This window comes from Methylomicrobium sp. Wu6 (assembly GCF_035916875.1).
Taxonomy (GTDB): Bacteria; Pseudomonadota; Gammaproteobacteria; order Methylococcales; family Methylomonadaceae; genus Methylomicrobium.
Genome location: NZ_JAXUHN010000090.1, coordinates 65769 through 76888 on the forward strand (window position 1 = coordinate 65769; position 11120 = coordinate 76888).

Sequence of the window (11120 nt, forward strand, 5' to 3'; positions counted from 1 at the left end):
CTCAGATTTTATAGCCGCGGTGCACCGCTACGATGCCTTGCGTCATGTTGTAAAACTCGCAGCGTTCGAAGCCGGCGTTTTCCATCATCGATTTTAATTCGGTCTGCTTGGGGTGCATCCGGATCGATTCGGCCAGGTAGCGGTAGCTGTCCTCATCCTTCGCGACGAACTTGCCGATTTTCGGCAGCAGCTTGAACGAATAGAAATCGTAAACCTTTTCGGTAACCGGATCGGTCGGATGCGAAAACTCCAGAACGAGGCAGCGACCGCCCGGTTTCAGCACGCGGTACATCGAGCGCAAGGCAGCGTCCTTGTCGGTCACGTTGCGGAGGCCAAAGCCGATGATCACGCAGTCGAAGCTATTGTCTGCGAACGGCAGGCATTCGGCATTCACCTGGGAGTATTCGATATTGCCGGACAGGCCACGGTCGATCAGCCGATTGCGGCCGGTGCGCAGCATTTCCGAATTGATGTCGGCCAACACGCACAGCCCGTCCTTGCCGACGCGTTTTTCCAGTAGCGTCGTCAAATCGCCGGTGCCGCCAGCCAGGTCGAGCACTTTTTCGCCGCTGCGCGCATTGCAAAGCTGCACCGCGATCCGTTTCCAGATGCGATGAATGCCGAGCGACATCATATCGTTCATGATGTCGTATTTTTCGGCGACCGAGTCGAAAACGCCGCGCACCAGTTTGACCTTGTCTTCGGTGGCGACTTGCTTAAAGCCGAAATGGGTCGTTTTGTGATGAGTCATAATTTACTGTAAATGTTGGGGTTCCACGCGATTATAACCGGCGGCCCGCAGGCGTTCCAGATAGTTCGCCCACAGGCTGTCGTATTCCGCGCCGAGTTGGTAAAGCAAGTCCCAGGTGTAAATCCCACTGTTATGGCCGTCGCTGAACACCGGGCAGATCGCATAATTGCCGACCGGATGAATCTCGCGGATCGTGACCGATTCCTTGCCGGTTTGCAGAATCTCCTGGCCCGGTCCATGGCCCAAGGCTTCCGCGGATGGCGTATAGACGCGCAGATATTCGCAGGGCAGCATGAATGCCCTACCGTCATCGTAACGGATTTCCAGCAACCGGGAAACCTGATGCAGTTTGATTTCGGTCGGCAGCGCGTTGCAGGGTTGGGTATGGAGTCGCATATCAAAGTCAGATGTAGGGTGGACGGGGGGCTTTTCCGCCCATCGTCGGGAATAGGGTGGGCGAACGATGGAACTGTTTGCCCTTCCTCCATATTTTTCGCCTACAAGATATACCGGCTCAAATCCTCATCCTGGACAAATTCGCCCAGATGCCGGTCGACATAGTCGGCGTCAATCACGATATTTTTTTCGAGCAAGTCCGGGGCGCTGAATGAAATCTCTTCCAGAAGGCGCTCCAGGATCGTATGCAGGCGCCGCGCGCCGATGTTTTCGGTTTTTTCGTTGACTTCCCAACCCAGCTCCGCGATACGGCGGATGCCGTCGGTCGCGAAGGTCAGATTCACGCCTTCGGTCGCAAGCAGCGCCGCATATTGCTCGGTTAGCGAGGCATTCGGCTCGGTCAGAATCCGGAAAAAATCATCCGAGGATAGCGCGCCGAGTTCGACACGGATCGGGAAGCGGCCTTGCAATTCCGGGATCAAGTCGGACGGCTTGGTTAAATGGAACGCGCCCGAGGCAATGAACAGAATATGATCGGTCTTGACCGAGCCATATTTCGTACTGACGGTGCTGCCTTCGACGATCGGCAACAGATCGCGTTGCACGCCTTCGCGCGAGACTTCGCCGCCCGAGCCGCCCGCATCCGAGCGTTTGCAGATCTTGTCGATTTCATCGAGAAACACGATGCCGTTCTGCTCGACTACTTCGATCGCCTTCAGCTTGATCTCTTCGTCATTGACCAAGCGCGCGGCTTCTTCTTCCTGCAAGACTTTGAATGCGTTCTTGATCTTCATCTTGCGGCTGCGCGTCCGGCCCGTGCCCATGTTCTGAAACAGACCTTGCAACTGGTTGGTCATTTCTTCCATGCCCGGAGGCGCCATGATTTCGACGCCCATCGGCGCCATCTGTACATCGATCTCGATTTCCTTGTCGTCGAGGTCGCCTTCGCGCAGCTTCTTGCGCATTTTTTGCCGGGTCGATTCGCGGGTGTCGGATAACATGCCGCCGTCCGCTTCGGGCAATAACAGATCGAGAATCTTGTCCTCGGCTGCGTCATAAGCCTTGATCTGTACTTTTTCCATTTCGGACTGACGCATCATCTTGACCGCGGTGTCCGCCAAATCGCGGATGATCGATTCGACATCGCGGCCGACATAGCCGACTTCGGTGAATTTGGTCGCTTCGATCTTGATGAACGGCGCATTCGCAAGCCGCGCCAGGCGGCGCGCGATTTCGGTCTTGCCGACGCCGGTCGGGCCGATCATCAGAATGTTTTTGGGAGTGATTTCCTCGCGCAATGATGCGTCTACCTGTTGCCGGCGCCAACGGTTGCGGAGTGCGATCGCGACCGAACGTTTGGCGTTGGCCTGACCGACGATGTGCTTGTCCAGTTCGTGGACGATTTCTTTGGGGGTCATTTGGGTCATGCTTTACTCGTTCGGTTCCGCGTCCAGTTCTTCGATGCGCAAGTTATGATTCGTATAAATGCAGATGTCGGCCGCGATCGACAGCGCCCGCTCGACGATTTCGCGGGCGCTCAACTCGGTATTCTCGAGCAACGCGCGCGCCGCGGCCTGCGCGAAGGCGCCGCCGGAGCCTATCGCCATCAAATCGTTCTCGGGCTCGACCACGTCGCCGTTGCCGGAGATAATCAAGGATGTTTTGGCGTCGGCAATCGTCAGCATTGCTTCCATGCGCCGCAAGGTGCGGTCGGTGCGCCAATCTTTCGCCATTTCGACCGCCGCGCGCATAAGATGACCGCGATGTTTTTCAAGTTTGCCTTCGAAATGCTCGAATAAGGTAAAGGCGTCCGCGGTCGAGCCGGCAAAGCCGGCGATCACCTTGTCATGATACAGACGGCGCACCTTACGCGCATTGCCTTTCATGACCGTATTGCCCAAAGTCACTTGCCCGTCTCCGCCGATCACGACTTTGCCGCCACGGCGCACGGATAATATGGTAGTTCCTCTCAAATTCACGTTTAAAATCCAAAGTTAAAACGGTGTAGTAATGACGGCCATTTTACATGGTCTGCCGCTGGCATGTGCGAAAAAATGCCGGCAGGGTGGCGGCGGTTTTATTAAGTCAGCATTCATCGGGCTATGCTACCATCAACCGATCAATTATGACCCAGGTGGCTTTATGGACGCACTGAATCAAATCTCCACGACGCTGGCGTTGACGATGGGCTTGGCGTGGGCCAGCGGCATCAATTTATACGCCACTTTATTGACGCTCGGTTTTCTCGCGAACAGCGGCAATATTGTGTTGCCGCCGGATTTGCAGATTGTCGCAAACCCGGCGGTGATGGTCGCCGCCGGCTTGATGTATTGCATCGAATTCTTTGCCGACAAGACGCCGGGAGTAGATACTGGTTGGGATGCGATCCATACTTTCATCCGCATCCCGGCCGGCGCGATGCTTGCCGCCGGCGCGGTCGGCGAACTGAATCCCGCCGTCGAACTCGCCGCCGCGATCGTCGGCGGCGGTATGGCGGCCGGATCGCATATGACCAAGGCCGGCAGCCGCGTGCTGATCAACACCTCGCCGGAACCGTTCAGTAACTGGGCGATTTCGATAGGCGAAGATGTGGCTGTGATTACGGGCGTCTGGGCCGCTGTCCAACATCCGTTCTTTTTTTTGATCGCATTGGCGCTGTTCATTTTTTTGATGATCTGGCTGCTGCCGAAGATCTGGGCCGGGGTCAAGAAGGTTTTTCGGGCGATTGCGAGATTTTTCGGAATTGGAGTGCAACAACCCGGTGCGAACCCTCCTCAATAATACGCTTGCATCACAATGTGCAACGTTACGCAAGAATCAAGACATAGCTCCCAGGGCATCGCGCTATGTTTAATCTTGCACCGGAACTCATAGATAAGCCGTCATCTCGACAGGGATTGCCGAGATCCAGAAGCCATGGATGGCTGTCGGCGAATAATTCGTGAAGACATGATCCATTTACACCGATTGTGAAGCCCTCTAGGGCCGGCCCGTAGACAGTTAAATTTTTGTTGACGGCTCGTCGATTATCGGTTTAAATAGCCGTCTTTTTGCAGGCGACGCCCAGGTAGCTCAGTCGGTAGAGCAAAGGACTGAAAATCCTTGTGTCGACAGTTCGATTCTGTCCCTGGGCACCATTGCCGCAAAAACTCAGTTATATATCCTATCCCCGCAGGCTAATAAGTCAGCGATTGCCCAGGTAGCTCAGTCGGTAGAGCAAAGGACTGAAAATCCTTGTGTCGACAGTTCGATTCTGTCCCTGGGCACCATTTTTCCCCTCTATTCTGCTTTTAGCCCTTGTTGCCGAGCCCTTTTGCTCTATATAATACGAGCAGGCTTTGCGAGAGGCTAACAAATCGAACTTCTGCTTTCCCAGCTTTGTTGGTTTATTTCGATATCCTCCAATGCGTTTGAGCGCCCGGAAAACTTGTAGTTCGCATCATCCGCCTTCGCTCTCCATGCCTTGCGCATGGACTTCTTTCACGCAGACAAGCTCCCTAGCGATGATGACGGAACAATCGACATCCAATCCAGATCAGTCTGAGCAACCGGAACGGACCGGCTCCCAGGAGCCCGCCCCAATTTTGCCGCAATCTCCCACCGCGGAAATCGGAGGCTTTTCAGGGCCCGAACCGACTCGCTACGGCGACTGGGAAAAAAACGGCCGCTGCGTCGATTTTTAATCCTTTCTCCATACCGGAAACAAGCCCATGAGCGCGCAACCGCAAAGACCTCTTTCGCCCCATCTGCAAGTCTATAAGCTGCCGTTGACCGGCATCATTTCGATTACGCATCGGATTACCGGCGTGCTGCTGTCGTTCGGCCTGCTGTATGTTGTCTGCTTGTTGTCGGCGCTGGCTTCGGGGCCGGAGGCTTATGCGGCGGTGCAGTCGTTCGCGTCCTCCTGGTGGATGCGCATGCTCACTTGGGGCTTCATCTACGCGTTGTTTTTTCATTTGTGCCACGGCGTCAGGCATTTGATCTGGGATGCGGGCCAAGGTTTCGAACTCGAAACGCTGAATCGCTATGCCTTAATCGAACTGGGGGTATCTGTGTTGTTGACGCTGATTTCTTTAATTCTCTTGAGTTTGGATTAGCTTATGAAATATCGAACGCCTTTAACGCAGGCACGCGGATTAGGTTCGGCAAAATCCGGGACGGCACACTGGTGGATGCAGAGGGTGACGGCGGTCGCACTGATTCCGTTATCTTACTGGCTGATCAAATTGATCGATTTGAGCGCGGCCGCCCCGTATGCGGAAATCCAGTCCTGGCTTTCCGCGCCTTTGAACACGGTCGGGGTTTTGTCTTTGATCGGAGCGGTTTTTTATCATGCCGCGCTAGGGCTGCGCGTGGTGATCGAAGACTATGTCGGCCGCGAAGGCTGCAAGATCGTATCGATCTGGCTGGTCAATCTTGCCTTTGCGCTGCTCGCGCTGACGGCTTTGCTGGCCGTATTTCGCTCTATTCAAGTTGGATGATTCATGACTGCTTCTTACAAGATTATCGAACACGCCTATGATGTCGTCGTGGTCGGCGCCGGCGGCGCGGGCCTCCGAGCTACTTTCGGCATGGCCGAAAAAAACCTGAAGACGGCTTGCATCACCAAGGTTTTTCCGACTCGCAGCCATACGGTCGCGGCGCAAGGCGGCATCAGCGCGGCGCTCGGCAACCTGGGCGAGGACGATTGGCGCTTCCATATGTACGACACGGTCAAGGGCTCCGACTGGCTCGGCGATCAGGATGCGATCGAATACATGTGCAGGGAAGCGATGCCGGCGGTCATAGAGCTCGAACATTACGGCGTGCCGTTTTCGAGGACGCCGGAAGGCAAGATCTATCAGCGCGCGTTTGGCGGCATGACCACGCATTACGGCAAGGGCCGGGCTCTCCGCACCTGCGCGGCGGCGGACAAGACCGGCCACGCGATCCTGCACACCTTGTATCAGCAGGCGTTGAAGCACAATGCCGAATTTTTCGTCGAATACATCGCGCTCGATCTGATCATGGAAGACGGCGTCTGCCGGGGCGTGTTGGCCTGGTGCCTGGACGACGGTTCGCTGCATCTGTTCAAGGCGCATTCGACCGTGCTCGCGACCGGCGGCTACGGGCGCAGTTATTTTTCCTGCACCTCCGCGCACACGGTCACCGGCGACGGCAACGCGATGGTGCTACGCGCGGGCCTGCCGTTGCAGGACATGGAATTCGTGCAGTTCCATCCGACTGGCATATACGGCTCCGGTTGCCTGATTACCGAAGGCGTCCGGGGCGAGGGCGGTTATCTGACCAATTCGGAGGGCGAGCGCTTCATGGAGCGCTATGCGCCGTCCGCGCGCGATCTGGCCTCCCGCGACATCGTCAGCCGCGCGATGACGATCGAGATCAACGAGGGCCGCGGCGTCGGCAGGCTGAAGGATCATATCTATCTGCACATCGAACATCTCGATCCCGCGATCATTCACGAACGATTGCCCGGCATCGCCGAAACCTCGCGCATCTTCGCCGGCGTCGATGTGACCAAGGAGCCGATCCCGGTCCTGCCGACCGTGCATTACAACATGGGCGGCATCCCGACCAACTACCGGACCGAAGTGGTGACCCTGAAGGACGGCAATCCCGACCATGTGGTGCCGGGACTGATGGCGATCGGCGAGGCGGCCTGCGTGTCGGTGCACGGCGCGAACCGGCTCGGGTCGAATTCGCTGCTCGACATCATCGTCTTCGGCCGTTCCGCCGCGATCCGCTGCGCCGAACTGATCAAGCCCGGCAGCGCGCATAAACCGTTGCGCATGGATGCGGCAGACCAGGCTCTGGCCCGTTTCGACACGATCCGTCACGCACAAGGCGGCCGCGCGACCGCCGAGATTCGCCTGGACATGCAGAAAACCATGCAAACCAAGGCGGCGGTGTTCCGAACCCAATCGACGCTCGACGAAGGCATCAAGGCAATGACCGAGATTCGCGCTTCTTTTACGGATGTTAGCCTGAAAGACCGCTCGCTGATCTGGAATACCGATCTGGTCGAGACGCTGGAGTTGGATAACTTGTTAAGTCAGGCTCTGGTTACGATCAGCGCTGCCGGGAACCGCAAGGAGAGCCGGGGCGGTCATGCCCGCGAAGACTATCCCGTCCGTGATGACCCGAACTGGCTGAAACACACGCTAACATGGGCGGAAGGCAATCAGGTCAAGATCGATTACCGGCCCGTGCATCTGTTTACCCTGACCGACGAAGTCGAGGTTTTTCCACCGAAAGAGAGGATCTATTGATGGCTGAATTCACCCTGCCTAAAAACTCGGTCGTAAAGCGAGGAAAAATCCATCATGCGCCAGCCGGCGTCAAGAACGTCCGCCGTTTTGAAATCTACCGATGGGACCCCGACGCCGGCGAGAATCCGCGCATTGACGTTTATGAACTCGACAAGGAGCACTGCGGCACGATGATTTTGGACGCGATCATCAAGATCAAGAACGAAATCGACAGCACGCTGACTTTCCGCCGTTCCTGCCGCGAAGGCGTCTGCGGTTCCTGTGCGATGAACGTGAACGGTAAGAACACGCTCGCTTGTACGAAGGCGATCGACTCTTACCCTGATACGATACGGATTTATCCGCTTCCGCATACGCAGGTGGTTAAAGATCTGGTGCCCGATCTGACTCATTTTTTTGCTCAGTACGCCTCGATCAAGCCCTGGATCGAAACGCAAACCCCGCCGCCGGCGGACAGCGAAAGACTGCAAAGCCATGAAGACCGCGCCAAATTGGATGGCCTTTACGAATGCGTGTTGTGCGCCTGTTGTTCGACGAGTTGCCCGAGCTACTGGTGGAACAGCGAACGCTATTTAGGTCCGGCGGTCTTGCTTCAAGCCTATCGCTGGATCATCGACAGTCGCGACGAAAACACAGGAGAACGTCTCGACGCACTCGAAGACCCATTCAAGCTGTACCGTTGCCACACGATCATGAACTGTACCGATACCTGTCCGAAAGGGTTGAATCCGGCCAAGGCAATCGCCGAAACCAAAAAGCTGCTGGTGCAACGGCAAGAAGGTTGATGCGTTCGTTCGAGAAGCTCAAGTGGCAATGCCGGCGCGGCGTTATGGAACTGGACATCCTGCTGCTGCATTATCTGGAAACGAGGTATTTGCAGGCGGATGAAAAGGAACAGGCTCGTTTTGCCGATTTGTTGACCTGGGAGGATGACGAGTTACTGGCGGTTTTGGTCGGAGGGAACGCGCCGGAAGTTCAGGGTTTTGACGCAGTAATCGGAAAAATAAGAACTCCGGCGGAGGCCGGTTCGTCGGGCGGTCTCGGCGAGTGAGAACTCGGGAATGCCGAACGGGATATTCATCCCGTTCGAAATGTTTGGGAATGTGCAGGCATACATGATAATTTACGTTTGCGGGCGCTTTCCAACTCTTTGAGACGGATTTTCAAACCCCGTCCCGCTTAGAGTTTTTAAAACATTCACCTATTTCTAACCAACACTACTGCAAATGGAGAAGGCGCATGGCGCTGCAAATATTCCGGACTAAACGGGTCGAGGCTGAGCAAGAAGCCGATTTCGGGCTGAAACGCTGTTTAACGGCATGGGATTTGGCCTTTCTCGGCATCGGCGCGATCATCGGCACGGGGATATTCGTACTCACCGGTATCGCTGCCGCAACACAATCCGGTCCGGCCGTCGTCATATCGTTCATCATCTCCGGTTTTGCCTGCACCTTTGCCGCGCTTTCTTATGCGGAACTGGCGGCCGCCGTCGGCGGCTGCGGCAGCGCGTACGGCTATAGCTATGCGGCATTCGGCGAATTGATCGCCTGGATCATCGGTTGGGACTTGCTGTTGGAGTACGGCATTTCGGTTGCCGCCGTCGCGAACGGTTGGGCGGGTTATTTCAATAACGCGCTGGAAGCGATCGGTTTGGCTCTGCCGGAATCTTTGACCAAGGCGCCAAAACTGGGCGGCCTGATCAACCTGCCGGCCACGGCGATTATTCTGATCTTGATGATCCTGCTGATCATCGGGGTAAAACAGAGCGCAAAAGCGAATAATGCGATGGTTTTTGTGAAACTGATCACGATTACGGTTTTTATATCGGTCGCCCTGTTTAATGTCAACCCCGACAACTGGCACCCATTTATGCCTTTTGGCTGGTTCGAAACGCTGCCTGACGGCAAGACCACCGGCGTATTGGCCGGCGCGTCTATCGTCTTTTTTGCCTATGTCGGTTTCGACGCCGTCTCGACGGCGGCGGAAGAATCCAAAAACCCGCAACGCGATCTGCCGTTCGGCATCGTTTCGTCGCTGGTGTTTTGCACCCTGATCTACATCATTGTCTCGGCGCTGCTGACCGGCGTGGTGCCTTATACTCAATTGAACGTGTCTTCACCGGTGGCTTATGCGCTCAAATTGCTGGGCATCAACTGGGCGTCGGCGCTGATCTCGACCGGTGTCATCGCGGGATTAACCACGGTCATGCTGGTGCTCTATTACGCACTCACGCGCATCATTTTCGCGATGTCGCGGGATGGTCTGCTCTCCCCGTTTTTTAACGCGGTCAATCCTAACACGCAAACGCCGGTAAGGGTGATCGTTCTCTGCGGCGTGTTCATGGCGTTAATCGCCGGTTTCATGCCGCTCGGCGATCTGGCGGAACTGGTCAATATCGGCACACTGGCGGCATTCGTGCTGGTCTGTTTTGGCGTGATCGTATTGCGCATCACCCAGCCGGATTTGAAACGCCCCTTCATCACGCCTTTCAGCCCCTTGTTTCCGGTACTCGGCATGCTTTCATGCGGCGCACTGATGGCGTTTTTGCCGGCGCTGACCTGGCTGCGTTTTATTGTCTGGCTGGTGCTCGGATTGATCGTGTATTTTGGTTACTCGATGCGCCACAGCAAGCTCGGCAGGTCCTCCTAAAAACATTTTTCCGATGCCGATTCAGCTCACTTAACAGGCTGTTGAAATTTGCCGGTTCGCCTTCGGCTTTTGCCCTTCCATAGGCGATTTTTTTTCAGGCGGTAAGCCTTCTTCTGGCACTTTATAAACGGATTTTAGCCATTTTTTGCCGCCTCAATCGGTAGCGTTTTCCGCCCGAAAGTGGATTTTGGGCGGACGTCGGCCTAGGCGCCCGTCAAGTGCCAGTCGCCTAACGACGCCATGCGAGTCAAATTGTAGGCGGCAAAGATGAACACCGTTTGCGGCTTGACTTTGCCAAGCCCGATAAAGTGAGTTTTACGCAAGCTGACGACAGTTTTTGACCAGCCGAAAATTTCCTCGACCCGTTTGCGTATCTTCAAACGGGCTCGGTAACCGGCATGCCGGGTGGTGCGGCCGTCATCCCCCGACGGCGCGTTGTCGCCGTCTTTCCGAATGAAGCTGTTCAGGGACACCCACGCTTCGATTAACGTCCCATCCACCGTGGAATGCTCGCCGGCTACCCGATTTTGCTTGTCCACCAAAGCCGGCACTTCGGCAAATAAGGCGCGAGCGATATGTTCGTTTGAGCAGCCTATCGCGGTTGGCACTGAACGTAGAGTGATCCCAAACGGCGTTTCCATGTCCAAACCGACAAACCCGCGGTACAGCTGGTCATAGTCCAGGTGTTACATCAATTGCTGTTCCGAGCGGATCGAATGCGGAGTTTGCAGCAGGTTGGCGCGCAACAGGCGTTCCGACGGAATCGACCGGCGGTCGGTTTTGGCGTAGAGCAGTGCGAAATCCTTATCCGTCAGGGCCAGCACAGTCCGTCGACGACGCTACGCGGACGGCGCAAAGGAGGGGCTGGGGAGGGCGGGGTTCCAAGGTCCGGTAACTGAACAGGCTGGACTGGGTCATATCGACGCCACGCATAAGGAACTCTAGAGGTGACGGATATTATTTTATAATATCTTTCAATGAGATATCGTATATTTCGGTGGGAGGTTACAGAGTTGCCATCGGGAATTGTACAACCTGCAGCGAGTTGAAAATCA

Annotated in this window: 12 protein-coding genes, 2 tRNA genes and 1 pseudogene; 10 read left to right on the forward strand and 5 right to left on the reverse strand. The window is 55.8% G+C overall.

The window, feature by feature from the left end:
• Position 1: 1 nt before the first annotated feature.
• From ubiE to hslV, 4 genes are all read right to left on the reverse strand, one after another.
• On the reverse strand, positions 2-751 hold the full coding sequence (gene ubiE / locus U2W12_RS16005) for a bifunctional demethylmenaquinone methyltransferase/2-methoxy-6-polyprenyl-1,4-benzoquinol methylase UbiE (protein WP_326501697.1): 750 nt from the start codon (positions 749-751) through the stop codon (positions 2-4).
• A 3-nt stretch (positions 752-754) separates the two neighbouring features.
• Positions 755-1147 (reverse strand): DUF971 domain-containing protein, encoded by a 393-nt coding sequence (locus U2W12_RS16010; protein WP_326501698.1) that lies wholly within the window; start codon positions 1145-1147, stop codon positions 755-757.
• A gap of 101 nt (positions 1148-1248) precedes the next feature.
• Entirely contained in the window at positions 1249-2574 is a 1326-nt protein-coding gene (gene hslU, locus U2W12_RS16015) for an ATP-dependent protease ATPase subunit HslU (RefSeq protein WP_326501699.1), read from the reverse strand.
• Positions 2575-2577: 3 nt separating this feature from the next.
• Positions 2578-3126, reverse strand: coding sequence for an ATP-dependent protease subunit HslV (hslV, locus tag U2W12_RS16020; RefSeq protein ID WP_326501700.1), 549 nt, complete (start codon positions 3124-3126; stop codon positions 2578-2580).
• 31 nt (positions 3127-3157) lie between these two features.
• On the opposite strand from hslV, the gene U2W12_RS16025 reads away from it, so the two are divergent.
• From U2W12_RS16025 to U2W12_RS16070, 10 genes are all read left to right on the forward strand, one after another.
• The gene (locus U2W12_RS16025) at positions 3158-3928 is read left to right on the forward strand and encodes a DUF4126 domain-containing protein (protein ID WP_326501701.1); all 771 of its coding nucleotides are present in this window, start codon (positions 3158-3160) and stop codon (positions 3926-3928) included.
• 280 nt (positions 3929-4208) lie between these two features.
• Positions 4209-4284: transfer RNA gene (locus U2W12_RS16030), tRNA-Phe, on the forward strand.
• 56 nt (positions 4285-4340) lie between these two features.
• Positions 4341-4416, forward strand: a tRNA-Phe gene (locus U2W12_RS16035).
• 234 nt (positions 4417-4650) lie between these two features.
• Positions 4651-4830, forward strand: a complete 180-nt coding sequence (locus U2W12_RS16040) for a succinate dehydrogenase assembly factor 4 (RefSeq protein WP_326501702.1) — start codon at positions 4651-4653, stop codon at positions 4828-4830.
• Positions 4831-4857: 27 nt separating this feature from the next.
• Positions 4858-5244 carry a succinate dehydrogenase, cytochrome b556 subunit gene (gene sdhC / locus U2W12_RS16045; RefSeq protein WP_326501703.1) on the forward strand — a complete coding sequence of 129 codons (387 nt, stop codon included), beginning with the start codon at positions 4858-4860 and terminating at the stop codon, positions 5242-5244.
• A 3-nt stretch (positions 5245-5247) separates the two neighbouring features.
• Positions 5248-5628, forward strand: a complete 381-nt coding sequence (gene sdhD, locus U2W12_RS16050; protein ID WP_326501704.1) for a succinate dehydrogenase, hydrophobic membrane anchor protein — start codon at positions 5248-5250, stop codon at positions 5626-5628.
• A gap of 3 nt (positions 5629-5631) precedes the next feature.
• Entirely contained in the window at positions 5632-7416 is a 1785-nt protein-coding gene (gene sdhA, locus U2W12_RS16055) for a succinate dehydrogenase flavoprotein subunit (protein WP_326501705.1), read from the forward strand.
• On the forward strand, positions 7416-8201 hold the full coding sequence (locus tag U2W12_RS16060) for a succinate dehydrogenase iron-sulfur subunit (RefSeq protein WP_326501706.1): 786 nt from the start codon (positions 7416-7418) through the stop codon (positions 8199-8201). Before sdhA ends, U2W12_RS16060 begins: the two co-directional genes overlap by 1 nt.
• Positions 8201-8467, forward strand: a complete 267-nt coding sequence (locus tag U2W12_RS16065) for a succinate dehydrogenase assembly factor 2 (RefSeq protein WP_326501707.1) — start codon at positions 8201-8203, stop codon at positions 8465-8467. Before U2W12_RS16060 ends, U2W12_RS16065 begins: the two co-directional genes overlap by 1 nt.
• A gap of 188 nt (positions 8468-8655) precedes the next feature.
• Positions 8656-10065 carry an amino acid permease gene (locus U2W12_RS16070; RefSeq protein WP_326501708.1) on the forward strand — a complete coding sequence of 470 codons (1410 nt, stop codon included), beginning with the start codon at positions 8656-8658 and terminating at the stop codon, positions 10063-10065.
• 203 nt (positions 10066-10268) lie between these two features.
• On the opposite strand, the pseudogene U2W12_RS16075 reads toward U2W12_RS16070, so the two are convergent.
• Positions 10269-10998, reverse strand: a pseudogene (locus tag U2W12_RS16075) (transposase).
• Positions 10999-11120: the final 122 nt, after the last annotated feature.

Coding starts and splice junctions, on each gene's coding strand:
- ubiE (WP_326501697.1), bottom strand. CDS start 751: ATGACTCATCACAAAACGACCCATTTCGGCTTTAAGCAAGTCGCCACC.
- U2W12_RS16010 (WP_326501698.1), bottom strand. CDS start 1,147: ATGCGACTCCATACCCAACCCTGCAACGCGCTGCCGACCGAAATCAAA.
- hslU (WP_326501699.1), bottom strand. CDS start 2,574: ATGACCCAAATGACCCCCAAAGAAATCGTCCACGAACTGGACAAGCAC.
- U2W12_RS16025 (WP_326501701.1), top strand. CDS start 3,158: ATGACGGCCATTTTACATGGTCTGCCGCTGGCATGTGCGAAAAAATGC.
- U2W12_RS16040 (WP_326501702.1), top strand. CDS start 4,651: ATGATGACGGAACAATCGACATCCAATCCAGATCAGTCTGAGCAACCG.
- sdhC (WP_326501703.1), top strand. CDS start 4,858: ATGAGCGCGCAACCGCAAAGACCTCTTTCGCCCCATCTGCAAGTCTAT.
- sdhD (WP_326501704.1), top strand. CDS start 5,248: ATGAAATATCGAACGCCTTTAACGCAGGCACGCGGATTAGGTTCGGCA.
- sdhA (WP_326501705.1), top strand. CDS start 5,632: ATGACTGCTTCTTACAAGATTATCGAACACGCCTATGATGTCGTCGTG.
- U2W12_RS16060 (WP_326501706.1), top strand. CDS start 7,416: ATGGCTGAATTCACCCTGCCTAAAAACTCGGTCGTAAAGCGAGGAAAA.
- U2W12_RS16065 (WP_326501707.1), top strand. CDS start 8,201: ATGCGTTCGTTCGAGAAGCTCAAGTGGCAATGCCGGCGCGGCGTTATG.
- U2W12_RS16070 (WP_326501708.1), top strand. CDS start 8,656: ATGGCGCTGCAAATATTCCGGACTAAACGGGTCGAGGCTGAGCAAGAA.